The 25,344-nt window shown below is 44.9% G+C and carries 19 protein-coding genes; 9 read left to right on the top strand and 10 right to left on the bottom strand.

The window, feature by feature from the left end; translation table 11 throughout:
• Nucleotides 1-104: 104 nt before the first annotated feature.
• Together KHO06_RS18955 and KHO06_RS18950 are read right to left on the bottom strand one after the other, a co-directional pair.
• Complete coding sequence (locus KHO06_RS18955; protein WP_212583404.1) at nucleotides 105-1,091, bottom strand: phosphotransferase; 987 nt, start codon at nucleotides 1,089-1,091, stop codon at nucleotides 105-107.
• Nucleotides 1,091-1,366, bottom strand: a complete 276-nt coding sequence (locus KHO06_RS18950) for a GNAT family N-acetyltransferase (protein WP_212583134.1) — start codon at nucleotides 1,364-1,366, stop codon at nucleotides 1,091-1,093. Before KHO06_RS18950 ends, KHO06_RS18955 begins: the two co-directional genes overlap by 1 nt.
• A 144-nt stretch (nucleotides 1,367-1,510) precedes the next feature.
• On the opposite strand from KHO06_RS18950, the gene KHO06_RS18945 reads away from it, so the two are divergent.
• Nucleotides 1,511-2,248 (top strand): flagellar brake protein, encoded by a 738-nt coding sequence (locus KHO06_RS18945; RefSeq protein ID WP_170926985.1) that lies wholly within the window; start codon nucleotides 1,511-1,513, stop codon nucleotides 2,246-2,248.
• 111 nt (nucleotides 2,249-2,359) lie between these two features.
• Here KHO06_RS18945 and KHO06_RS18940 read toward each other — a convergent pair whose 3' ends face one another.
• The 3 genes from KHO06_RS18940 to KHO06_RS18930 form a co-directional block, all read right to left on the bottom strand.
• On the bottom strand, nucleotides 2,360-3,307 hold the full coding sequence (locus tag KHO06_RS18940; RefSeq protein ID WP_212583133.1) for a porin: 948 nt from the start codon (nucleotides 3,305-3,307) through the stop codon (nucleotides 2,360-2,362).
• Between the two features lie 417 nt (nucleotides 3,308-3,724).
• Complete coding sequence (locus KHO06_RS18935) at nucleotides 3,725-5,353, bottom strand: methyl-accepting chemotaxis protein (protein WP_212583132.1); 1,629 nt, start codon at nucleotides 5,351-5,353, stop codon at nucleotides 3,725-3,727.
• Nucleotides 5,354-5,579: 226 nt separating this feature from the next.
• Nucleotides 5,580-7,940, bottom strand: a complete 2,361-nt coding sequence (locus tag KHO06_RS18930) for an ATP-binding protein (RefSeq protein ID WP_077263363.1) — start codon at nucleotides 7,938-7,940, stop codon at nucleotides 5,580-5,582.
• Between the two features lie 198 nt (nucleotides 7,941-8,138).
• On the opposite strand from KHO06_RS18930, the gene KHO06_RS18925 reads away from it, so the two are divergent.
• Both KHO06_RS18925 and KHO06_RS18920 read left to right on the top strand, forming a co-directional pair.
• On the top strand, nucleotides 8,139-8,636 hold the full coding sequence (locus KHO06_RS18925; RefSeq protein WP_038891505.1) for a hypothetical protein: 498 nt from the start codon (nucleotides 8,139-8,141) through the stop codon (nucleotides 8,634-8,636).
• An 80-nt stretch (nucleotides 8,637-8,716) separates the two neighbouring features.
• Entirely contained in the window at nucleotides 8,717-10,348 is a 1,632-nt protein-coding gene (locus KHO06_RS18920) for an ABC transporter ATP-binding protein (protein WP_212583131.1), read from the top strand.
• Between the two features lie 246 nt (nucleotides 10,349-10,594).
• On the opposite strand, the gene KHO06_RS18915 is transcribed toward KHO06_RS18920, so the two are convergent.
• Together KHO06_RS18915 and KHO06_RS18910 are read right to left on the bottom strand one after the other, a co-directional pair.
• Nucleotides 10,595-12,634, bottom strand: coding sequence for a prolyl oligopeptidase family serine peptidase (locus KHO06_RS18915; RefSeq protein ID WP_212583130.1), 2,040 nt, complete (start codon nucleotides 12,632-12,634; stop codon nucleotides 10,595-10,597).
• 137 nt (nucleotides 12,635-12,771) lie between these two features.
• On the bottom strand, nucleotides 12,772-13,671 hold the full coding sequence (locus KHO06_RS18910; RefSeq protein ID WP_212583129.1) for a LysR family transcriptional regulator: 900 nt from the start codon (nucleotides 13,669-13,671) through the stop codon (nucleotides 12,772-12,774).
• Nucleotides 13,672-13,828: 157 nt separating this feature from the next.
• Here KHO06_RS18910 and KHO06_RS18905 point away from each other — a divergent pair, with 157 nt between their 5' ends.
• Both KHO06_RS18905 and lldD read left to right on the top strand, forming a co-directional pair.
• Nucleotides 13,829-15,520 (top strand): L-lactate permease, encoded by a 1,692-nt coding sequence (locus KHO06_RS18905; protein ID WP_212583128.1) that lies wholly within the window; start codon nucleotides 13,829-13,831, stop codon nucleotides 15,518-15,520.
• A 288-nt stretch (nucleotides 15,521-15,808) separates the two neighbouring features.
• Nucleotides 15,809-16,948: an FMN-dependent L-lactate dehydrogenase LldD gene (lldD, locus tag KHO06_RS18900; protein WP_077201983.1), complete on the top strand. Its 1,140-nt coding sequence runs from the start codon at nucleotides 15,809-15,811 to the stop codon at nucleotides 16,946-16,948.
• 78 nt (nucleotides 16,949-17,026) lie between these two features.
• Here the strand turns inward: lldD and KHO06_RS18895 are convergent, their stop codons facing one another.
• On the bottom strand, nucleotides 17,027-17,374 hold the full coding sequence (locus KHO06_RS18895; protein WP_005432247.1) for a helix-turn-helix transcriptional regulator: 348 nt from the start codon (nucleotides 17,372-17,374) through the stop codon (nucleotides 17,027-17,029).
• A 349-nt stretch (nucleotides 17,375-17,723) separates the two neighbouring features.
• Between KHO06_RS18895 and KHO06_RS18890 the strand changes: the two genes are divergently transcribed.
• The gene (locus KHO06_RS18890) at nucleotides 17,724-18,827 is read left to right on the top strand and encodes a mechanosensitive ion channel family protein (protein ID WP_005432249.1); all 1,104 of its coding nucleotides are present in this window, start codon (nucleotides 17,724-17,726) and stop codon (nucleotides 18,825-18,827) included.
• 67 nt (nucleotides 18,828-18,894) lie between these two features.
• On the opposite strand, the gene KHO06_RS18885 is transcribed toward KHO06_RS18890, so the two are convergent.
• Nucleotides 18,895-19,614 carry a carbonic anhydrase family protein gene (locus tag KHO06_RS18885; protein WP_212583127.1) on the bottom strand — a complete coding sequence of 240 codons (720 nt, stop codon included), beginning with the start codon at nucleotides 19,612-19,614 and terminating at the stop codon, nucleotides 18,895-18,897.
• Between the two features lie 581 nt (nucleotides 19,615-20,195).
• Between KHO06_RS18885 and KHO06_RS18880 the strand changes: the two genes are divergently transcribed.
• Together KHO06_RS18880 and KHO06_RS18875 are read left to right on the top strand one after the other, a co-directional pair.
• Nucleotides 20,196-21,242 carry an alcohol dehydrogenase catalytic domain-containing protein gene (locus KHO06_RS18880; protein WP_212583126.1) on the top strand — a complete coding sequence of 349 codons (1,047 nt, stop codon included), beginning with the start codon at nucleotides 20,196-20,198 and terminating at the stop codon, nucleotides 21,240-21,242.
• A 21-nt stretch (nucleotides 21,243-21,263) separates the two neighbouring features.
• Nucleotides 21,264-22,478, top strand: a complete 1,215-nt coding sequence (locus KHO06_RS18875) for an OFA family MFS transporter (RefSeq protein WP_212583125.1) — start codon at nucleotides 21,264-21,266, stop codon at nucleotides 22,476-22,478.
• 205 nt (nucleotides 22,479-22,683) lie between these two features.
• On the opposite strand, the gene KHO06_RS18870 is transcribed toward KHO06_RS18875, so the two are convergent.
• Nucleotides 22,684-23,763: a diguanylate cyclase gene (locus KHO06_RS18870; protein ID WP_244858446.1), complete on the bottom strand. Its 1,080-nt coding sequence runs from the start codon at nucleotides 23,761-23,763 to the stop codon at nucleotides 22,684-22,686.
• Nucleotides 23,764-24,219: 456 nt separating this feature from the next.
• On the opposite strand from KHO06_RS18870, the gene KHO06_RS18865 reads away from it, so the two are divergent.
• The gene (locus KHO06_RS18865) at nucleotides 24,220-25,233 is read left to right on the top strand and encodes a cytotoxin (protein WP_212583123.1); all 1,014 of its coding nucleotides are present in this window, start codon (nucleotides 24,220-24,222) and stop codon (nucleotides 25,231-25,233) included.
• Nucleotides 25,234-25,344 lie beyond the last annotated feature (111 nt).

The following is a 25,344-nucleotide window of genomic DNA, read 5'->3' as shown; positions in this document are numbered from 1 at the left end:
CACACCAAACAAAAAACCTCCCACGATTCCTTACAGAAACACCATGGGAGGTTTTCTTTTCTATTTATACCCTAAGAATCAGATTAATAACGATGTCTTACGTCTTAGCTATAAAGTGAATCTAAGTAATCCAGTGCTCGTAGAGTTAACGCTTCCGTATATGGGTTAATCTTCCAGTGTTCTGGGCTCCACCCTTTCACAAAGCGCTGAAAATCTGCCCAGGCAACTGCAAACAATGGCCGCCATTCTTGCTCAACCACAGAAACGTCAAGCTCAGGTTGATAGTGTTTAAGTGCCTTAGCTAACGCATTGAAGTAGGTGTCCAGTACCCAAGCTTCCATCTCAGCACACTGGCTAGGTCCAACAGCGCTGCTCATAAACAGTGCCACATCTTTCATCGCACAGCCATGTCCCACATATTGGAAATCTACTGCCGCAACGGCTGAGCCTTCATCGTCAAAGCAAAAATTGGCCAGTTTAGCGTCCCCATGAACCAAAGTTTGAAAACGCGCCTGACGCAAAGTGCGATCAATCAACTCAGCATTCTTCTTGAGCCTATCATCCTTCAGTACCGATAGTTCATCAGGCCTTGTAGCCAAATGCCAATAGGTGCCTGTTTGCCATAAGGTTTGATCACACACGCCAATATAGCGGGCATGAAAGTTTGCCAACCAAGTCAAGCAGGCTTTTAAGTGCCCTTCACTCGCGTTTTTAATCACGTTTGGATAACCAACCTGAGCGAGATCTTCCATGACAATCAGCCATTCATTTTCATTCTGAAAACACTTTAATCCTTTAGGGATTCGACAGTGTTCATCAACCCGTTGACTAAAGTGCTGATACCAACTCACTTCCACTTGGTAAGAATGCAGCTTACGCTGGTGCGAGCGATCAGTATTCCAGCCTCGAGGGTGTTCGGAGGGTTTAGGAAGTTGAACGTGTTTAACAATGATAGAGTGAGATGGGAAAGTCAGCCGAACGAGTTCACCATAACCACCCCATAGCGATTGAATGACATCAATGCGTTCAAGCGAACCGAGTTCGAGTTCATCACCGATGCTTTGATATAGTGGGTTAATCATTGGCTCCATTATGCGAGTAAATGTGCCCATTCTGGGTGTCTTGCTATGTATTTAACCACGTAAGGACAAACAGGTACAACGCGATAACCTTGTGCCTCTATTTCTGGCAAGACGGCCTCCATCATCACTTTGCCGTAACCTTTACCCCGTAACTCTTCAGGAATCAAAGTCGACGTGATATGCATCGCCTGTCCATCCAGCTTATAAACCACCTTCGCTTTGTGGTTACTATCTAAATCGACCCAAAAAGTTTGGTTTATTGTGTCTTGTGTCACTTTCTGCATTATCGGCTCCCCACTTTTCCCTTTCACTTTATTGAAACCATCTATACGACTGCCTAGAATGATACCCACGAATCACTAGTCACTTCGTACTAATATAGCGCGTAACACCTTCTCACATCAGGCACGACAATAATAATGAGAAATATGATCGCGAGCGCCGGAGATAAGAGAACATCTCCACAAAGCAGAAACGCTCCAGAACGTCAGGCAAGTACACTCAACAGCACCGATGCAATGGCAATGGTAGAACACGGCAGTGAAGTGACTCTCAACGTCACCACGCCCGTTGGTACCAAGTTCATCACCACCAGCACATTTATGGGCTGTCATTCTAACAATACCGCGCTGATTGAAATCCCAAATATCTCCGATGAGGATTTGAAGTTTTACTTTCAAGAAGGCTTTTGGATCAACGTAAAAGCTTACTCCCATCGTGGCGAAGGTGCCGTCATTCCTTTCCGAGCACAGCTCAAACACCGTTTAGGCGACCCCTACCCACTATTGGTACTAAACCTTCCTAATACCATGCAGGTATATCAGCTGAGAAAAGAAGTGCGATACGAAGTGAATCTGCGCTCTCGCCTTCAGTTTGAACAATACCGAGCAGAGTGTGAGATACGTGATCTCTCTAAAAGCGGTTGTCGATTCGTGACGTCACCAATGAGCAGAACATTGCAAGTTGGCGATCTGGTGACGCTCGACATTACCATGCCAGGTAATGGTCGTATGCTTGCGCCATTGAAGGGGAGAATTTGTAACTTGCAGAAATCGGTTCATTACGCCCGTTACGGCGTGGAGTTTGATGATTTCGGCAAAGCTAACGCTAAGAACCTGTTAAGCCACCTCAAATTTGATGGCACCAAGCTAAAGCTGAAAGGCTAACGCAACACGGCTTTTCTGCATTTTACCGCTGTAACGGAAAAACCCCTTACCATCTGGCAAGGGGTTTTAAATGACTAAGAATAAGGCAGTATATTTTCAGTCATTATCGACTTAGAAGTCGTAGCGTAGACCTAGTGCTAGCTCGTCTTTCTCGTCAGCACCTTCGTTGTCCGTTAGGTCGAAGTTGTATGACGCGTAGCCGCGGAAGTTAGGCTTGAAGTAGTAAGTTACGTCAACCGCTAGGTTGTCTACAATATCAGTGTCTTCTACATCACCTTTGTTGTAAGTAGAGGTGAACACTGTTTGGCCCATTGTGTATGCAGCTGCTAGTTCGTAGCCTTTGTAATCGTCAGAATCTTTCTCGATACCTGTGTAGTTACCAGCAACGTAGAAGTTACCTACAGTGTAAGAAGCTGCTAGCATGTACTGATCAAAGTCATTTTGGTTAGCAAAGCCAGCACCTAGCTCAAAGCCAGTGTCAGCGAATGCGTAAATACCAGATAGAGAGAAGCCATCTTGCTCGTTGTCGTCAAAACCGTTCACATCTGTTGTGCGATCAGCAAAACGGTAGCTTGCGCGTACTGCTAGTTGCTCGAACTGGCCAGCGTAAGAAACCATGTTATCTGTACGGTCAGCAACTGGCAGTTTTAGTGCTGCAGTGTTGCCGTGGTAAGCCATGATATCAGTGAAGTCAGTGATAACACCTAGTGCACCGTCGTTTTTACCGTAAGTGATTTCACCATACTTACCGCCAAGACCTGCGTAAGCGTAACGAGTTTCAAGATCGCTGTTACCGTCTACACCGCCGTTTTCGAATGTTTCAAACTCACCTTCCCAGAAACCAACACCATATAGGCTATCGCTGATTTCCTGTTTGCCTAGGAAGTTAAGACGGATGCGAGAACGGTCTTCTGCTTTGCCATCCATCATAGATAGACGAGCTTCAGCACGGCCGCCCATTTCTAGTGAAGTGCCATCTTGGTTGTACAGTTCTGAAGCGACAACTTGAGATCCAGATGCTAACAGTGCCACTGCTACAGCTAAAGTTTTCAATTTCATTTATAGTTTTCCATATCTTTGTTTTGTCATTATTTTCTCACCAGAAAACAGGACTTTTCTGTACCAACGAGAAAACGGGCGGCATAGTAGCAGCTGCGCTTTTTAGCGCAACAAGTTGAATACACAGCCTAAATTGAACAAAACACCATTAGTGGTGACGATATGAATATGTCAAAACCATCAAGTTGTCGGATAGTTAGAAAAATGTGTGCGCGTCAAAAAACATTTGACGCTAGAAAGTCTGGTTTAACATTTATAAATGTGACTTGAGTCACGCATTATTTTTGTTAACTGACTGTTTTAATTACTGTTAATTGAGTCATTACTTCACTTTTCATAAAAAAATCCCCAAGCCGAGGCTCAGGGATTCTGGTTATATTCAGTCAGTTTGTATTGCTTAAGGTTTCTACTTAATGCTTATAGCTTGAAGAAGCTCAACTGTTCTTTTTGTTTCTCTGCAAGGTGAGAAAGCTCCGTACTTGCACTCGCACTTTGGCTAATGCCCGCTACGTTTTGGTTCACAAGCTCAGACATGTTAACGACATTGCGGTTGATGTCTTGTGTTACTTGAGACTGTTCTTCCGCCGCAGTCGCCACTTGCGTGTTCGAGTCGTTGATATTCGCTACCGATTCTGTAATGCCGATCAGTGCGTCGTTCGCTTGTTGAGTCAGCTCGTTGTTGCGGTTAAGCATCTCTAGGCTCACCTGCATGCTGTCATTTGCAAGACCAGACTGAGCTTGAAGCTCTTCAATGATAGAAGAGATTTCTTGCGTTGAGTCTTGAGTGCGTGCCGCTAGCATACGCACTTCATCAGCTACAACAGCAAAACCACGGCCAGATTCACCAGCACGAGCTGCTTCAATCGCTGCGTTCAGTGCTAGAAGGTTAGTTTGCTCAGATACGCCACGAATCACTTCAATAACGTCGTTGATTTGAACCGATTGTTCTTTCAGACGAAGAACCACTTGCGCCGCATCGTTAAGCGCTTGAGACATTTGCTCGCTTGCTTGTGCACTCTCTTGGAAGATCGCTAGGCCAGATTGCGCTAGACCATCCGCTTCACGTGCTGTTGCGTCTGCTGATGTCGCGTTGTCGCTTACGTTGTTTGCTGTGCTTGCTAGCTCGTTAACCGCCGATGCCACTTGCTCAATTTCAGCCAATTCTTGTTGTGCATTCGCTTCAGCTTGTGTCATTACTGCTGCAAGTTCTGTTGAAGCAGAAGCCACTTCTTCACTGATGCGCATTAGTTGGTCAACCGTATCGTGAAGCTGTTTCGCTGTTTGGTTTACGTCTTTGCTTAGCTGCGAAATTTCGTTGTCGCCATCAATGTCTGCACGTACTGACAGGTCACCACCTGCTAGCTTACGCATCACTTCTTGAAGTTTTTGAATTGGCGTAACAATCATGCCAGATAGGAACCAAGCACCTAGCAAAGAGAATGCAAATACCGCAATCACCGACATCATGGCATTGTTTTGTACGCGAGTATGTTCACGTGCGCTTGCTGCAGTTGCTTCCGTCGCAATCTCATTCACACGTTGTGATAGTGAGTTGATGGTTGCCACCATTTCATTACCAACGCGGCGGTAACCTGAGATGAAGTTTGTGTATTCGTTATCCGACACTAAACCACGGTCATGGCGGTTAAAGAAATCAACAGCACGAGTAGAGTAATCAATGTAAGCATCGATACTTTGACGAACCTTCTCCGCTTCTTTGCTGAACGTACCGCGTGCATCGATAAGATCAAGGTCTGTATCAATGGCTTTTGCGCCCGCTTTCAGGTCAGCAAGGAACGCATCACGACGAGCAGCATCGTAGATCGCGTAAACCGCGCTTATGCGTAATGGGTAAACTTGGTCATCAATTTGAGCCAGCGTGTCTTTGTAAAACACGAGAGAATCGGAGTTAGAAGCAACCAATTCTTGCTCTGCTTCTAGGTTGTTTTGAGTGATCCACAATGTAATAAACAGAGTGATCGCGGTGAATAGAACTGGAACCAAAACTTGCGTTCGTACCGACAAGTTTTTCAGTGATAGCTGCATGAGTAACCTCAGGTATTTGAGTGTTGGCTTCCTTGCGATGGGATTATTCCCAGACGAATAGACAAGGAGGCAAATACTAGAGGTAGATCACATTTTTGTCCAGAGTAAAAAGCCATCAATTTCATGGCTTTAACGCCAATATCCCGACATTACGTCAGGATATTGTCGTTGTGACAAGTTATGAAAGCTTGTACGTCTTTCTATAAACTTTTAAGTCAACGATCGCTTATTTTCTCAGCGCATTTAACTTAGCTTGTGCTAACCCAAAAATGGTGTCGATTGGGTAAGTTCCTTCGTCTGTTGCTTCGCCCGCCGCTTTACCAGTAAATAGCTCAACAGCCTCAGTTACGTGATCAATTGCCCAGATGTGGAAATCCCCCTTCTCTACTGCTCTCACAATGTCAGGACGAAGCATTAGGTTATGCACGTTGGAACGTGGGATGATCACCCCTTGCCCCGCATGACGCCCTTTGATTTCACACACATCGTAGAAGCCTTCGATCTTCTCGTTCACACCGCCAATAGGTTGCGCTTCACCGAATTGGTTCATCGAACCTGTGATCGCAATATCCTGACGGTTTGGCTGTTTCGAGAACGCAGATACCACAGCACAGAACTCAGCCATACTTGCGCTATCGCCATCAACACCACCGTACGATTGCTCAAAGGTAATTGTGGTCGTCAATGGTACACGTGCAGTCTTACCGAACACAGACGACAAGTAAGCAGACAGAATCATCACACCTTTAGAGTGGATGCTGCCGCCAAGGTCGACACTTCGTTCGATATCAATCACGTCTCCATCGCCGTAACACGTCGTCGCAGTAATTCGGTTTGGCGCACCAAACATGTGATCACTGGTGCTCAGTACCGAGAGAGCATTGACTTGGCCAACAGCAGAGCCATCAGTGTGAATCAAGGTTGTGCCATTGACGAATGTTTCCATCACGCTATCTTGCAAACGACTAACTCGCATTTCTTGGTTGCTCAAAGCCTCTTCCACGTGTCCGATACGGATCATGTTGGAATTCGCTTGGCGAGCGACGTAGTTAGACTCACGTAATAGGTTAGCGATGTTGGCAGAATGCAACGAAAGCTTGGTTTGGTCACCAGACAAGCGTGAGCTGTACTCGATAATGCGCGCAATGGCTTTCTTATCGCAGTGCAGCATGTTGTTGTCGTTCACCACACTAGAGATAAAGCGTGCGTATTGCAGCTCTGAATCCGGCGTACGTTTCATTTCATCTTCGAAATCCGCCGTTACTCGGAACAGCTCACCAAACTCCGGATCGTAATGTTGCAGCAATTGGTATGTACGGTAATCACCAAACAAGATGATCTTGATATCCAATGGAATCGGTTCAGGATCAAGCGAAACGGCACCAGTCAGCGTTACTTCTTTCTCTAGTGACGTGAAGCTCAACTGACGAGAGCGTAAAGCGCGCTTCAATCCGTCCCACACGTAAGGCTGTTCTAGTACCTTTTGTGCATCCATCAATAGCACACCACCGTTCGCCTTGTGCAAGCTACCCGCTCGAATCAAAGAGAAATCGGTGAATACCGTACCTTTGAAGGTTGCGGTTTCAATCGAACCAAACAGTGAGTGGTAGTTCGGGTTCTCTTCTACCACTATAGGGAACTCACTGTTTTTGCGATTCACCAGCACGTTGACTTTGTAACGACGTGGCAGTTTCTTATCCAGAGAAGCGGTCGCAATCTCACCTTGCTCACCACTCTGCTCTAAGAAGATCTCAGCGTTTTCAACAATGTCTTTTTGCAGATCGGTTAGGTAAGTTTTGATTTCTGGATACTCAGCGTAATCCACTTTCAACTGCTTGATGAAGTGAGTGATCACATCCAACGTCACATCATCGTTAAGCTTTTTGATCTTCTCACTGAACGAGTCTTCCCACTCGGTTAACTCACGTACCATGTTACGTAAGCTCACTTCCAGCTCATCAATGCTACTGCCGAAGTATTCCTGCTCTTTCTTGCTTAGCTCATCGAAAGACTCTTCGGTATGCAGTTCTTCACCATTCATAGCCACAAATTGGTAATCACCTTGCGCAGTAATCGTTAGGCTAATGCCCTTCTCTTTGGCTTCTTTACTGATGGTATCCAATTCTGACTGTTGCTTGTTCGCCAATTGGTTTTTTAGGCGATCGGCACGGCTATAGTACATCTCGTTATCGAAAGCGAGAGGCAGTGCATTCAGTAACTTGCCCATCAGTTTTTCGATATCGACTTTAAGCTTGTTACCGATACCGCAAGGCAGTTTCAGTACTTTTGGTGTGCGCGTGTCTTCAAAGTTCGCGACATAACACCAATCAAACAGAGCCGCATCATCATGCTGATGGCGGTTTAAGTAGCGCAAAATCATGGTGCGCTTGCCCAGACCATTCTGACCAATGGCGTAGATGTTGTACCCTTTCTCCTTGATTGACATAGCGAACTCAACCGCTTTTTGTGCGCGTTCTTGCCCGACAATCTCGTCAATCGGAGGTAATTCCTTGGTCGACTTACATGGCATATTCTCTAACTCAGCTACAGAATACAGCTGTTTAGGTTCCAATCTTTGTACTGCCATACTCGCCTCCTTTTTCTTATTGTCTTTACCTCAGTGTAGAGATTATTTGTTTAAATTTAAGTGATTTATCTTCCACACCGGTTCGTTTGGACATTTTACGAACAGCTGTACGCCATTTAAAATGAAAACAAGTCGCACTTGCAATTGATAATTAATTTCATTTAATATCTATTCAAATTGAATTTTGTGGAGATGAAGATGAATATTGAGCAATGCTGGATGCGCTACTTAAAAGCAGAACAGCTGATGGAACAAGGCCATTGGCCAGAAGCTCATCGCTTGTATGAAGATGTTCTCAGCCATTTGCCAAATCACATTCACTCCGCACTCGAAAACGACCTTACCAAACCGTGCCAGTTTGTATGTCTCATCAGCGGTTTGCGCGATGCCAGCGTAGCCCAATCTGAAATTCTCAATAAACTTGGAATGCAGCAAGAGGCGTTTTCAGCCCTTAACCAATCGTACGCTCTGTTCCAGTTCTTACAACTCGAAAGCCATGATTTGATTGGCCGAGTTAGCCAGTTATTGAGTAAGCAAAGTGAAGATTTACTCGCGCACATGGCCGCATTTTGCTCGGCGCAGCGCAATGCTCAGTGGATGATCGAACTCGACCATGTCACTCGTGCTCATGAGCAATTCTTGTATCTGCAAGCAATGACTGCAGCAGAAACGGGAGCGCCTCAGCTATATAACTAGGCAGGGATAACCCAGTATAGGTTTCTGCCAACGTGAAAAGGCAGTAGCAGTAATAACAACTCGATACACAAGGAAACGTGATGTCCACACAAACCATTCTTTCGGTGAACAACCTGTCTGTCAGCTTTACGACAAACGATGGTATCGTCGATGCAGTAAAGAATGTTAGCTTTGATCTTAAAGCTGGTGAAACGCTGTCTATCGTAGGCGAATCTGGTTCAGGAAAATCGGTATCAACCAATGCGTTGATGAGGTTGCTGCCAGATAATGCCATTTTGCACGCCGATTCCTCTATCGTCTTTGAAGGCGAATCAATCCTAGAGAAAACCGAACGCCAAATGCAAAGCATCCGTGGCGATCGTATTGGTATGATTTTCCAAGAGCCAATGACTTCTCTTAACCCATACATGCGCGTTGGTATTCAAGTGGCGGAGGCCATTATGTGTCATCGCCCGGTGAGTAAGAAACAAGCCAAAGATAAGGTGCTTGAGCTGTTTGACTTAGTGCACTTGCCAAGTCCTCAACAAGCTTACACAAAGTTTCCGCACGAATTCTCCGGTGGTCAGTTGCAACGCATCATGATTGCCATGGCTTTGATTAACGAGCCCGACATTCTGATTGCCGATGAACCAACAACGGCGCTCGACGTGACCGTTCAAGCTGAAGTGCTTTATTTGATCAAAGAGATCCAAGCGAAAATGGGCATGGCGATTCTCTTCATTACTCATGACTTAGGTGTGGTGAAACACTTTGCCGACCGAGTCTTGGTGATGTGTAAAGGTAAAGTGGTCGAAGAAGGCATCACAGAAACACTCTTTTCTGATCCTCAGCATGATTACACTAAGATGCTGATTAACTCGATTCCAAAAGGCAGTAAAGATCCCATTAAAGAAGGGGCAACTGAACTGCTTAAAGCCGATGATATTCGCGTTAAATTTCTTATTAAGCCTCACTTTATCGCAAGTAAGAACGAATACTTTGAGGCTGTAAAAGGTATCTCTTTAGAACTAAAACAGGGTGAAACGCTAGGTATCGTGGGTGAATCTGGTTCAGGCAAATCAACGCTTGGCCGAGCCTTGATCGGATTGTTGCCCTCAACCGGGAAAATTCAGTTTAAAGGGCAAGATCTAGCACTTCTGACGGACAAAGAACGCTTCGAACTGAAGAAAGACGTACAAATGGTCTTCCAAGACCCATACGGTTCACTTTCACCAAGAATGACCGTTGGCGACATCATCACGGAAGCTCTCACCGTGCATCAACCTCAAATGAGTAAAGCAGAACGGATGCAAAAAGCACGTGATGTTCTGCGAGAGGTGCGCTTAGACCCAGCATCTATTAACCGTTACCCACACGAGTTTTCTGGCGGTCAACGCCAACGTATTGCGATTGCGCGCGCGTTGATTCTGGAACCCTCTTTCATTCTGCTTGATGAACCCACGTCGGCACTGGACCGCTCCGTTCAACTGACCGTAATTGATCTTCTGAAAGATCTGCAGAAGAAGCATAACATCGGCTACTTGTTCATCAGCCACGATCTCTCTGTTGTGAAAGCACTGTCTGATCGTGTGTTAGTCATGCAAAAGGGTGAAGTGATGGAACAAGGTACGGCGGAAGAGATCTTCCATAATCCAAAAAGCGATTACACGAGAAAGCTGATTGATGCCTCATTTGATCTTGAAAACAATGAAAATCAACATGATGCAGCCTAGATTCATCACAATTTCATATTCATAAACTAGGATTAAAGTATGGCGAATTTTTCGCCATAACTACGAAAATGGTATAGCTGCCATTCGGTTTGGCCGCCGAGACTGGTTGGTTCAACGTTAGGCTTAGTCACCCTAACGATCAAATTGAGTTCCCCCAACCATGAAAAATGCCGCGATGGATATCGCGGCATTTTTTATTGCGGTTCTGTTAACTGGCGTTTCGCTATCAGTAGCAGAATACGTTCATTAAATATCGAGCTTCTCGATACCCATGTTGTGCAGAGCAAACGCATAAACATCGGTAGTTAGGTCGATTTGTTTGCTCAATGGCATACCCGCACCATGACCTGCGTTCACGTCAATACGGATCAGCACTGGATTTTCTCCCTGATGCTTGTCTTGCAACTCTGCGATGAACTTGTATGAGTGGGCAGGTACAACGCGATCATCGTGATCTGCAGTCGTAACAAGCGTAGCAGGGTACGAGACTCCCTCTCTCACGTTATGCACTGGTGAATAACCTAGGATGTACTTAAACATCTCCTCACTTTGCTCGGAAGTACCAAAATCGTATTTCCAACCCTCACCAGAAGTAAAAGTATGGTAGCGAAGCATATCCAATACACCAACCGCAGGAATCGCCACTTTAAACAGCTCTGGTCGTTGAGTCATACATGCACCGACCAACAAACCGCCATTTGAGCCGCCGCGAATCGCAAGACGCTCTGAGCTGGTGTAGTCTTGTTCAATCAAATATTCAGCCGCCGCAATAAAGTCATCAAATACGTTTTGCTTTTGTTGTTGAGTACCCGCGTTGTGCCAAGCTTTACCATATTCACCGCCGCCACGCATGTTAGCGACTGCGTAGATGCCACCAAGTTCTAACCAGTTCGCGACATTTCCTGAGAACATCGGCGTCAAACTGATATTGAAGCCACCATAGCCATAAAGCATGGTTGGTGCGCTGCCATCGAGTTTGGTGCCTTTTTTATATGAGATGATCATCGGAACCTTTGTACCGTCTTTCGAGGTATAGAACACTTGTTGAGATTCGTATTCTTTACGGTCGAACGGTGCTTTCGATTCTTGATAAAGCGTTGACTCACCGCTTTCTACATCAAAAGAGAAAATAGTTGGTGGCGTCACGTAGTTAGTAAAAGAGTAGTAAAGCGTCTTATCTTCTGCTTTGCCTTGCAAGCCATATACGGTGCCTTGGTCAGGTAAATTCACTTCACGTACTAACTCGCCTTGATAAGTAAACTGCTGAACTTTAGACAAAACATCGACCATGTAAGTCGCGAACAAGTAACCACCACCTTTGCTGATATCCAGTGGTTGCTCCTGTTCAGCAATGATCTCTGTCCATTGTTGAGTTTGAATGTTGTAGCCAACCACTTTGCCGTTAGGCGCATCCAAGTTGGTGTATAAGATTAAAGTGTCATCTTGGTTATCGATCAAATAAGTATCACCATCGGTTGTATCTCGAAGCGTGATAACGTCTTGCTCTTCTGAAGTGAGATCCACATAAAACAGTCGGTTTCCTGATGTAGATTCCGCACCTGTGATAATCAAGAAACGATCGTCTTTGGTGGTCACTCCCCCTACATAACGATGCTTTTGTGGTTCCAACGCACCAAAGACCACTTTGTCTTCACTTTGTGGAGTACCTAACTCATGGTAGTAAAGCTTGTGCTGCTCAGTACGAGCCGAAAGCTCACTGCCCTGTGGTTTATCATAGCTTGCGTAGTAAAAACCTTTGTTACCAACCCAAGAAATAGTGGTGAACTTGGCGTCGACAATTTCAGGCTCAAGCTGCTGTTTGGTTTCGACATCAATGACGAAGATCTTACGCCAATCGCTACCACCTTCAGAGATGGAATACGCGACAAGTGTGTCGTCTTTAGAGAACTTCACTTCGCCAAGCGATGTCGTTCCTTCTTCTGAAAAAGTATTCGGATCGAGAAAGATTTCCGCCTCCTCCTCTCCTTTGCGACGGTATAAAACGCTCTGGTTCTGCAAACCATCATTTTTATAGAAGTAGGTGTATTCACCATGAACAAAAGGTTGAGAATACTTTTCATAGTTCTGACTGTTCGCCACTAAATCGCGAATTTGTCGGCGGAAAGGGATTTGACCTAAGTAATCGAAGGTCACTGAGTTTTGCCCCGAAACCCATTCTGCGGTTTCTTGGCTCATATCGTCTTCTAACCAGCGATATGGATCTGCGATGTCGTGACCAAAATAAGTGTCGACAACAGAATCTTTACGAGTTTTTGGGTAATGCATAACGTCCGTGTTACTCCGTTTGAAGTTGAGTGTTTTGTTTTATTATTTTGTTGAGATTTATTCTCAATACCTACCTTAGGGCTCAGGTATAGAATTTCAACCAATAGATTGAAACATTTCTTGTATTTATGAACTGCCTAAAAGTAATGTGAGATAGTTAGGTATCGTTCTCGAATGTGCTCAATCAAGAGCTTTACTTTGTTTGGAGGCTGACGAGTAAAAGGATAAACCGCGTAGATACCGAGCTTTTTGCCGACCAACTCAGGGAAAATATCCACCAGCTCACCACTACGAATGTCGTGATAAACCAAGCAACGCGGTACGTAGGCGATACCATGCCCACCCAGTGCTGCTTTTCTTAATGCGGTAGCGTTATCCGTAGAGAAGCTGCCCGACACTTTAACGATGTAGTCACCCTGCTTGCCTTTGAACTGCCAATCGGTCGCACCGGTAGTTTGATAGGCGTATTGCAAACAGTTGTGCGTGGTTAAGTCGATGGGCTCAATCGGTTTGCCATTTTTGACAATATAAGAAGGCGAGGCACAAACCACCCATTGTGAATCAAGAATATGACGCGCAATCAAGCTGGAATCTTCTAGATAACCAGTTCGAATCACCAAGTCAAAGCCACCAGCAACCAAGTCAACAAAGCGATTGTCAAGCGACATATCGACGGTTAAACCTGGGTGCATATTACAAAACTCGGCAACGGCGTCCGCCAAGATCAAATCACCCGAGATAGTCGGCACCGACATTTTGATATGACCGCTGACATTCTCACCAAAGCCTGAAACTGCATCCATAGCCTCCTGAGTGGCTTGCTTCACATTTTTAGCACTGTGTAACAAAACCTTCCCTGCTTCGGTCAGGGTCAATTTACGCGTTGTTCGATATAATAGCTGAGCACCTATCTCTTCTTCTAGCCGCGCAATTCTTTTACTAACTACTGAATTTGTAAGGTTATTTTCTTCAGCCACCTTACTAAAACTGCCTATTTCTATCACCTGTGAGAACAGGATTAGATCATCTGCACGCATTCTATTATGTCACTTTTGGAATAAATCAATTTCATTATTTCCCTATATCTATAAAAAATAAAGGGGTAAATTCACGCTAAATTAACAAAACCATTACAACAAAAATCATCTCAACAGCATAAAGCGGTTCGAGAAGTCAGCGTACGAGGATGTACCAATGAGTGAAACCCTACTTGCCCTTGTGGCATTTTCGCCAATTGTTGTCGCCGCCATATTATTGGTTGGTCTCAACTGGCCTGCTAAAAAAGCCATGCCTGTTGCGTTCGGTCTAACCGTCGCTATCGCCCTAATGTTTTGGGATATGTCAGCTACTCGCGTACTGGCTTCTGTCTTCCAAGGATTAGGTATTACTGTCTCTGTTCTATGGATCGTGTTTGGTGCCATCTTCTTGCTTAACACTTTAAAACACACTGGCGCGATCACCACAATTCGCAATGGGTTTACTGATATTTCAGCCGACCGTCGCGTTCAAGCCATCATCATCGCTTGGTGTTTCGGCTCATTCATTGAGGGCGCATCTGGCTTCGGTACACCTGCTGCTATCGCCGCTCCTCTATTGGTTGCGATTGGCTTCCCTGCGCTTGCAGCGGTACTGATGGGCATGATGATCCAATCTACACCAGTATCTTTCGGTGCGGTTGGGACACCAATCATCGTAGGAGTGAACAAAGGTTTAGATACGCACAACATTGGTGAAGCACTGGTTGCTCATGGCTCAACATGGGAAACTTACCTGCAGCAAATCACCGCAAGCGTAGCAATGATTCACGCAACGGTTGGTACTCTAATTCCGGTACTCATGGCAATGATGCTGACTCGATTCTTTGGTAAGAATAAGAGCTGGAGTGAAGGTCTAGACATCCTACCTTTCGCGCTATTTGCAGGTATTGCCTTCACCGTGCCTTACGCACTAACAGGTGTGTTCCTAGGTGCTGAGTTCCCATCATTAATCGGTGGTCTAGTTGGCCTGGCGATTGTAGTCACAGCCGCGAAAAAAGGGTTTCTCGTTCCAAAAACAAAATGGGACTTCGAGAGCGAAGATAAATGGCCAGCAGAATGGCTCGGTTCTCTAAAGATCAATCTGGATGACAACCCAGGTAAACCAATGAGCCTAACCAAGGCTTGGGCACCTTACGTAATGCTAGCGGTTATCCTAGTAGCAAGTCGCGTAAGCCCTGAGTTCAAAGGTCTACTTAAGAGCGTAAGCCTATCGTTTGGTAATATTCTTGGTGAAACAGGTATCAGCACAGCGATTCAACCTCTATACCTTCCGGGTGGCATCTTAGTCTTCGTAGCGTTACTTGCGGTTCTTCTGCATGGTGGCGGCGCTAAGTCACTTGGCAAAGCGTTTGGCGAATCAAGCAAGACACTAATAGGTGCAGGTTTCGTTCTTGTGTTCACCATCCCTATGGTTCGCATCTTTATTAACTCAGGTGTCAACGGCGCCGAGCTAGCAAGTATGCCTGTAACCACGGCAAACTTTGCAGCAGACCTAGTTGGCTCAGCATTCCCGGCGTTGAGTGCTACTGTTGGTGCCCTTGGTGCATTCATCGCCGGCTCGAACACCGTGTCGAACATGATGTTCAGTCAGTTCCAGTTCGAAGTAGCGCAGACACTGACTATCTCAAGTGCCATTGTGGTGGCCCTTCAAGCGGTTGGTGCGGCTGCCGGTAACATGATTGCCATCCACAACGTTGTGGCTGCCTCTGCAACGGTTGGCCTGCTAGGACGAGAAGGCGCAACCCTTCGCAAGACGGTTATCCCAACGTTCTACTACCTAGTCGTAACAGGCATCATCGGTCTGATTCTGATTTACGGATTCCAAGTCACCGACGCTTTAATGAAGTAACACTTACGCAGGGTCTCCCCCGCCCTGCACTTTCTCTGGCACAGCGGTCAGCACTACTACCCCGACTTTTGGTGTGGCTTGCTGCATCAATCCCCCGACCGGTGTGCCAGTCTTTTTCAGTGCAGATAATTGATTGTTCCGTGTATGGAATGTCTCACAGCTCAATCACTTATCTATACTCTATTCTGATGTCGACTGCCTTAAGGATGGCAGTCAGTGAAACACTGACAGAGCAGGTGCTCATTGACTCAGGACGCAATCTTAGAATAACAGCCAGGACACACGAATATGATTATCTCTGCTTCTACAGATTACCGCGCTGCCGCGAAAGCCAAGCTGCCTCCATTCCTTTTCCATTACATTGATGGCGGTTCATACGATGAGCGCACATTGAAGCGCAACACCGATGACCTAGGTGACGTTGCACTGCGTCAACGTGTTCTGCGCGATATGAGTGAGCTAAGCTTAGAAACGGAAATCTTCGGTGAAAAGCTGGCGATGCCTATTGCTCTAGCGCCTGTTGGCTTAACAGGTATGTACGCACGACGTGGTGAGGTTCAAGCAGCAAAAGCGGCAGAAAAGAAAGGCATTCCTTTCACCATGTCGACCGTATCCGTTTGTCCAATTGAAGAAGTGGCCCCTGCGATTGAACGTCCAATGTGGTTCCAGCTGTATGTTCTAAAAGACCGTGGCTTTATGCAGAACGTACTTGAGCGCGCGAAAGCCGCTGGTGTAACAACGCTGGTCTTCACTGTGGATATGCCAGTGCCAGGCGCGCGTTACCGTGACATGCACTCCGGTATGAGTGGTCCAAATGCGGCGATGCGCCGTGTATTCCAATCTATGCTTCATCCTAGCTGGGCATTAGATGTGGGTGTATTAGGTAAACCTCACGACTTAGGTAATATCTCCACTTACCGTGGCGAGCCAACCAAGTTGGAAGACTACATTGGCTGGCTGGGCGCAAACTTCGATCCTTCAATCTCTTGGAAAGATCTAGAGTGGATTCGTGACTTTTGGGATGGTCCGATGGTCATCAAAGGTATTTTGGATGAAGAAGATGCCAAAGACGCGGTTCGCTTTGGTGCGGATGGTATTGTTGTCTCAAACCACGGTGGTCGCCAGCTGGACGGTGTGCTTTCTACAGCAAAAGCTTTGCCTAGCATCGCCGATGCCGTAAAAGGCGACCTGAAGATTTTCGTTGATTCAGGTATACGCACCGGCTTGGATGTCGTGCGTATGCTGGCACTTGGTGCAGATTGTACGCTACTTGGTCGCTCTTTTGTTTACGCACTCGCAGCGCAAGGCGGTGCCGGCGTAGAGAACTTGCTTGATTTGTATGACAAAGAGATGCGCGTAGCAATGACACTTACAGGAGCGAAAACCATCTCTGACCTATCGCGTGATTCACTGGTAAAAATGCCATAAGCTTAAATAACTTCCTACTAGCAGCATGAAAACAAAAAAGCGAGCCTTCAAGCTCGCTTTTTTGTCTGTTCATTCGTATCAGCTTACGTGGTGCTCGTACTCAATCACAACCTGATTGCCTTCAACAAACACGTTGCGGATCTCACCGTCGACAGTAATGCGGTTTTGCAAATATACCGAACCAGAACCGGAGATATCTCGTTCCGTCAAGGATGGAATAACTTGTCCAGGGCGAACGTGTAATTGCTCACATAGCTGTTTAACAAAACCCAGAGTTAGCGGAGCATTGCCGCGTAACAAAGAAGAGAACTCATGCAGACTAATACCTAGACGTTTTGCCATCTCCATTTGGGTAAGGTGCATTTTTGCTTTTTGCGACATCCAAATGTCGTAGAGCGCATTTCTATCTAGCTCTGTAAATTCCATGGTTCATCTCCGCATATCAAATTAACCTTACAGTCTCATAATTGAACTTGATAAATGTTAGCGATGAGTCAAAGAACCTACAATTGATGGTTCGAATGATAGCGCTTATCTTTCAAACTTCGAGTTTCATCACACGGGACTAACCGAGCGACACATAATTTGCATTTCACCTTTCCTGTCATTGACTTGTATTTACACAAAAATCATTAACACCTAACTAAACACTCATCCTTTACTTTTTCGTACTTAAAAGATGAACGTTGATTTTTCGGATCACATCATTTTACTAGGGCGAAAACTCAAACTCTGCTACCTTTCACCCATTGTTCTAAAAAATGAAACTTTACTTATGCCACAGTGGTTTACAGAACTTCAAACTTACGTCATGGCGAACCATCAAGATTGGAGCAGCAGCGTACTGTTCATAACAATCGCCAGCTTTTTTGCTTGGGTTGCTTGGCGCGTCCTCTATTCTCGTCTCGCGATTTTATTTGAGAAAACCCCTTTCCATTGGGATGACCTTTTACTCGAAGCACTCAAGACACCCATTAGTACCTTAATCTGGTGTTGGCCAGCAACGGTCTCGCTTGGCATCGTACTGCAAAGTGAGTTAGGTAATGAGTTCAACTGGCTCAGTACCCTCAAACTCATCCTCGTGATCAGCATCTTAGTTTGGATCGTGATGCGCCTCATCACCAACGTCGAAGATTACGTTCTCGAACAGAAAACCCGTGACGAGACCACAGTACAAGCCGTGGCGAAAGTTGCACGTCTGTTCTTTATCGTTATTGGCGTTCTAACGGTAATGCAGGCATTTGGCCTTAGCCTGTCTGGCTTACTGACCTTCGGTGGTGTCGGTGGTTTGATTGTCGGTTTGGCCGCAAAGGACCTACTTTCTAACTTCTTTGGTGGTTTGATGATTTACTTTGACCGCCCATTTAAAGTTGGAGATTGGATCCGCTCTCCTGACCGTCAAATTGAGGGCACGGTGGAGCGTATCGGCTGGCGTATGACCAGCATTCGCACCTTCGATAAGCGTCCTTTGTACGTACCGAACTCTGTCTTCAGCAACATCGTAGTAGAGAACCCATCACGCATGTTGAACCGTCGAATCTTTGAAACGATTGGCCTACGTTACGACGATGCGGACAAAGTGCCAGTGATCATTGATGAAGTGCGTGAAATGCTGAAGAATCACAAAGACATCGATACACGCCAGACCCTCATCGTGAACTTTGATGCGTTTGGAGCGTCATCTCTTAACTTCTTTATCTATACCTTCACCAAAACAGTGAACTGGGTTCGCTACCACGAGGTGAAGCAAGATGTACTGCTCGAAGTGATGGCGATCATTAAGAAGCACGAAGCGGATATCGCGTTCCCAACACAAACGCTCAAGCTCGACCCAATTCAAATGGCAAAAGCTCAAGCACAAGAAGACAATGGCTTCTAAACACAGCCAGAGAAATCACAAAGCCCGCTTTTTATAAGCGGGCTTTTTCGTTACTCGTTTTTCAAACTTACTGCTGCGCTAGGATCATACGCGCGTTCAGTGGCTGAATTGGTCGATTGTTGTGACCCATCGCTTTCGCAAAGGCTTTTACTTGTTCTGGAGAGATAGTTTGCGTCTCTTTGATCACCAACCAACGAACCCCTTCAGAACATGGTGGTGTCGTTAGAGAGCCATTAAAACGGTAGTACTCTTTATCACTCGGGATTAAGGCATCCGCATCAAATGGGACTTTAATCGCTACGTCCTGATCTTTATTTGGAACGTTAGCCAACAGCTTCGCGAGATCTGGGTTCGCGTCACCCAATTTAAAGAACACCGCCACAACCGCTAGGTGGCCCGCCTTATCCGCATGAACAAAGTGCGCTTCCAATGGGTACTCTTTACCATCAACGTGGTTTTCAGAAGGTGTGTGGAAGTGGAATTGCTTCAGTGTGAATTCTTTGCCGTCAACCGTTAGCGTATTGTTGCCTTCTAAACTGGTTTGCAGCGTGTGGCCATTATTGAGCAACGACATTACCTTGCCTTCATATTCGAAGTTCAACTTATCTAGCTTCGCTTCTGTCGTTGATTGAATGTCAATCGGGCTTTGGTTCTGACCTTTAGCACATTCAGAAGCAAACTCCCCCCAATTCGCTGGGCCGTGTTCTCCCTCATATCCCCAGTTTGCTGCGTTTGCTGAGCCTGCAAATACCAATGCTAAACCAAGTGGTGTCAGTGACTTTCTCATTTTCATTTCCTTTTGTATTCATGGTTAGGTAAATAAACACGTTCATCAGATCGTGTTTATTGCATGCAGTATTAACAAACGAATGACAGAATTGGATTAGCTCGCGCTATGCAATCTATGTTTACCTGCCAAATTTGGAAATGATCTCCACATTTTATGTAATTGATAAGTCAATGATTAGAGCGCATAAGGTTGCGGTTCGAACTCAAATCGTTCTGGTTCGCTACCCAAATGCCGTATTCCCCTCAATCCAACAATGTATGTCACCTCGTCATAGGCTTAGACCTCATACCGAATATATAAACCCTTTAATAAAGTGAGGAATCATCGTTTATCTATTTATGGCAAGTTATTTGAAACCACCACGCTAAAATGATTTATTTGAAATTATATTATTCACTTTCTTTAATAAAGTGATTTTATTTTTATATTTCTGACTCTTTTAAATTATTAGAAATTTGAATTATGTTTATTATCTGCTAATCAATTGTTAACTGCTAAATGGGTCACGTTAATTTATAAATGCCACCTATATTATATTTTGGTGTTTCCATAACAATAATGTGAATTAAGGACCCCCAATGAAAGCATATGTATTTGACGGAAAAGACACCGCTAAATTAGTCGAGCGAGAAAAGCCTGAAATTATTAATCAAAGTGATGTCATCGTTAAAATCGAAAAGACAACCATTTGTGGGACTGACTTACATATTTTAAGAAATAATGTAGCAACGTTTAAACCTGGCACCATCATGGGTCATGAAGGCGTCGGAATTGTAGAGTCTTGTGGTGATCGCGTTAATAATTTTAGGCCAGGCGATCGCGTCATTGTTTCATGCATTACCTCTTGCGGCAGCTGCAAAATGTGCCAAGTGTCTAAATTTGGCCAGTGTTTAGATGGCGGCTGGTTGCTAGGCAATGAAATTGACGGATGCCAGGCTGAATACGTTCGCGTCCCTCATGGTGACACCAGCTTGCACCTTGTTCCTGATGACATCGATACCGATTGTTTGGTTCTGCTGAGTGACATCTTCCCAACTGGATATGAAGTGGGCGTCCTTGATGGCCAAGTCCAACCTGGCAGCTCTGTAGCGGTGATTGGCTGTGGTCCGGTTGGCCTTGCGGCATTAATGACTTCTAAGTTCTTCTCTCCAAGCGAAATCTACGCGATCGACAATAACCCTCACCGCCTTCAAGTCGCTAAAGAGCTAGGAGCCACACACGCAATTGATAACTCAGATGGCACAGCAGTACAGCAAATTTTGGACATGACCGATGATGTGGGCGTCGACGTCGTTATCGAAGCCATTGGTATTCCTGCTGGCTGGGATATGTCTCAAAAGCTGGTGTGCCCAGGAGGTAACATTGCAGTACTTGGTGTGCACGGTAAGCCAGCAATCATCAACCTTGAAGACATGTGGAAACGCAATTTCACCATGACGGCAGGCATGGTCCATACCCATACTATTCCGATGCTGATCAAACAAATTAGAGCGGGTTACTTAAAGCCTAAAGATCTGATTAGCCATCAATTTACCTTATCAGAAGCAGAGGAAGCGTATTCAACATTTACGCATGCCTCCGACCATAAATCATTAAAGGTCATTATTTCTAACGATTGTTCATAGTAAAAATATGTTGAGGCTAAATTGATTAATAAACCATTTAAAATTCTATTGATAGGTTTAATAGTGAATCTATCAATCGGTATCTTATACGTATGGGGTGTTTTCAGTGAACCTTTAGCTGAAGCGCTGGGTGTTGATGCAAAGCACGTAGATGGGCCATATCAGACGTCTGTTTTTACCTTCTCAGTCAGTCTATTTTTGGCCGGTGTATGGCAAGACAAAGTAGGACCAAGAATAGTAACAATCCTTGGTGTATTCCTTGTCGGAGCAGGACTTTTGGCTTCGGGTTATGCCTCAACATTGATGGAACTGCAGGTTACATTTGGGTGCATGGTTGGCGCAGGTATGGGGTTTGCTTATGCCTGTATCGGCCCTTGCACCATGAAGTGGTGGCCAGAGAATAGGAAGGGACTTGTCAGCGGCCTCACCGCTGGCGGTTTTGCGATGGCGGCGCTGTATTTAGCGCCTCTATCAACGGTTCTTATCGAGCACTTTGGCATTTTAGATACGTTTAAGATTCTCGGTATTGGCTTACTCTTCATGATTCCAATGGCATCACTGCTCGTTGATCCTCCGAAGGGTTATGTGGCCGATGAGCCAAAGGGAGAAACCGCAGAATCTTGCGTCGATGTGAACATTCAGTGGCTAGACATGCTGAAAACGCCACAGTTTTATCAGATATGGTTGATGTTCATGGTCTCATCGGCAGCCGGTATCATGCTAATAGGCTCTATTGGTAACGTCAGTAAATCGATAGGATTAACATCGGAAGAAATCGCGCTAAGTATCATTTTGCTTGCTATTTTCAACACCGCAGGTCGAGTCATTGGCGGGGTCGTTTTTGACAAGATAGGACGTGTTCACACCTTAGGTTTGATCTTCCTATTGCAAGCCGTGAACATGATCTTTTTCACAACGATAGAAACCACAATCCCACTGATGATTGGAATCTCAGTTGGCGCAATGTCTTACGGTGCTTTATTTGGTGTTTTCCCTCCGGTCACGGCAATTGACTATGGCTTGAAGTCATACGGCACTAACTTCGGCATACTCTACTCTGCATGGGGCGTATCAGGTTTTTTCGGAGGGATACTCGCTTCAATATCGGGGACGACTGAAACGACGTATTTGGCATTCGCGGTACTCTTGTTTTTCATTACCGCAATGAACTATTTAATGAAACCCGTTGATAAATCGGAAATAGTTAATAGAAATGCGGCAAAGCTTGAGTATTAAAATAGAGCAAAGCTCATCTATTTCAATAATTTATTGATTTTTCAAACAGCCAAATGAACGCTGTTACCAATCAACTAGTTTCGCCTAATAAACGATATTTTTAAAAGAAACCGTATCCACTTTTAAATAAGTTGTCATCGTTTATTAGGCGCTTTATCGAGGTTTAGATACCATATAGAGAAGACCATCAATGCTTCGTCGACGATCATTCCTCATAAAAGAGGAAGTTGTCTTTACCAGTGCATTTGACCTGATATAGCGCCTTATCTGATTTCGACATTACGTCATCGATATGCTGTTCTTCCACTTTGTGGCAAACCCCAATAGAAACAGTAACTCGAAGCTTAACCTGCTCGTCGCCAAACGATGTCTGCCTTATTTCATTGAGTGTACTTTTTAAGAACTCTTCAACTCGCAGCTTAGACGCGTCGCCTTGCATAAACAAAGCAAACTCCTCGCCACCAAAACGGAACAGTTGGTCCGAGTCTCGACAATATGATTTCAAGAGCTGACACACTTGACTGATCACCATATCGCCATATTGGTGCCCATGGGTATCATTGATTTGCTTGAAGTCATCAATATCAACAAGAAGAAAATAGCCCGAACCAAAAGTATGTTTGGTCTTCAGATAATAGTTTTTATTGAACGCACCAGAAAGCGCATCGATGTTCATTGCAGCATTAAGCTTTCGATTATATCTGCCGACCAAAATAGCCACTGGCACTCCAAACAATACGGCCAGACCAACGTATCTTAGCAAGAACCAGGTGATGTCAATTGAAGCGACCTTTAGCCCATAGATATCCCCAACTTTGTAATTGAAACCGTCGTCACGACCATACATCTCGATTTGTTCCGCCATCGCCGTGTCTACAGAACCATGGCACTGAACACATGATGGCTCTACGACGATCGGATCATAACGAGTAAGATAAACATTACTATTTTCAAGATATACACGATAGGCACTTGATATCTCATCGCTCTCTAAGACAGAAGTCTCCCGTTCATTCGCAAGGTTTTCACGGTTAGTTGGGTTGAGGCTCACTTCTTTATAATTTGCCATGTCTGAGAGTGCATTGAGCTCTTTAGTCATGTGCACTGTCACGTAGCTAGGAACGTTGAAAGGAAACTGTGTGGTAGAAGAATAGCTAGGCATCGACGTGAAATTTCTGATCGATTGAGAGAAATCAATAAGTGTATCAATTCGACTTACCGCTGAGATTTTGAAATCCATCCACATCAACAACGCTGTTGCAGCAACAATTAGCAATCGAATCATATGTTTCACGTTAGTCAGCCCACAAAAATCGGAGAGTATATACCCTAGTAGCTGAAAGGTGCAGGTTTCATCCCTATGTTAGTGACATAAGTTCAAGGAAGTCGCTCTGCACCATGGAGATCTATCTCCTCATTTTTTAACCCTTCTTTCCCCTGTTTTAGGTGTTTGACGTACGCCCTCAATTTTAGAAAGACGACCGACTCTTCTCTTATAAAGGTTAAAAGCCATATTCATCAACACCAAACCATTCCACCTACAAATAATTAAATAACGAAAGATAATATTTATTATTAAATTGTATTTAACCTATTAAAAACAAACTTAACGTTATGATTAACAATAGCACTAAATTCATTGTGAGTTTTTTATTAGTAAAAGTTACTATTTAAACAGTTGGGTCATGAAATTTATAAAATCGCTGGTATTCTTTTATTTATTTTTTATCGGAATGCCTACATGCGATATCAATCAGCGCCTGTTAGTTCGGAAGAAACTCAAGAAACCACAGCACAGCGAGCGGCACGACAGCGGCAAGAACGCAGGGCTGAATTAACCTATTCAACAGATGATTATAAGCGATGGAACAATAACAAAAATAAAACCATTGATGAGCGCAACAAAGAGAAGCAGGAAGCCAATATCACTGAAGCCGCGACAGAACAGAAAAACCATATTCACGTAGGCGAAGAACGTGAGTTTCCTGATGCCATTCTGTCACCGATGCCGACATCAAGAAAGGAAATGATCGATGCGACCGGAACACGTGTGCTGCCGTCCGACTTGCTAGGTTCTAGCTTTAACAACCAATGCGTCAGCGCAGAGATCGTTGCTCATCAGATGACATCTCTCAGCCCAGCGACAAAGAAAGAAGTAGAAGAAAGCGGTGAGCTTGTTTTCAGTGGCATGCAATACAAACACGCTCATGGAACAGTAGGCACTATCGAAGTCATTGATACCTTTGCTGGGCAACAACCCGACCAAAAAACATCACAGATGGCCTACTGGGTCGCGCAAGGCAAGTATCTCGATATACCTAAACACCCTGACCCTCATCGCGATCATTTGTATGTTTTCACACCAAACTTCAGCGGCTGCTCTTTTGTTGTTGATGATTGGAGTGATGATCTAATTAGGGTGTATCACGTGGAAGGTAGCAAAGAAGACAAGCAATACAATGACGTGAAGGACCATCGCAACGGTTTAATCAACTATATGAGTTTTCGCGACTACGGCTTCTACCAAAAAGGGGACACCACCATCAAGAGTGTGAATGGCTTTGCGTTTATGCGCTACAACACTCAAGCTCGTCATTGGGAAATCCATTATCAAAAGCAAGAGCATGCGCCTGCACTTGGGCGGCCAACGACTTCGGCTAAAACACTATTCTCTTCAGAAAAACACTCGATAAAAGTCATGGTTTCGAAGGAATCTCGCGTAGTTGAAACCGGAACCATCGCGATAAAGCGCTAAGGCTGAATTAATAGCAAATAAGCAGTAACGAGTTCTAGTTACAGGTTCAAACCAACTCGATAAAACAAAAACGCCCCAAGGTTCACTTGAGGCGTTTTTATTAATCTTGTA

Source organism: Vibrio sp. B1FIG11, from assembly GCF_905175335.1.
Taxonomy (GTDB): Bacteria; Pseudomonadota; Gammaproteobacteria; order Enterobacterales; family Vibrionaceae; genus Vibrio; species Vibrio campbellii.
The sequence above is the reverse complement of the archived record's forward strand: the minus strand, read 5'-3'. Positions and strand labels throughout refer to the sequence as shown.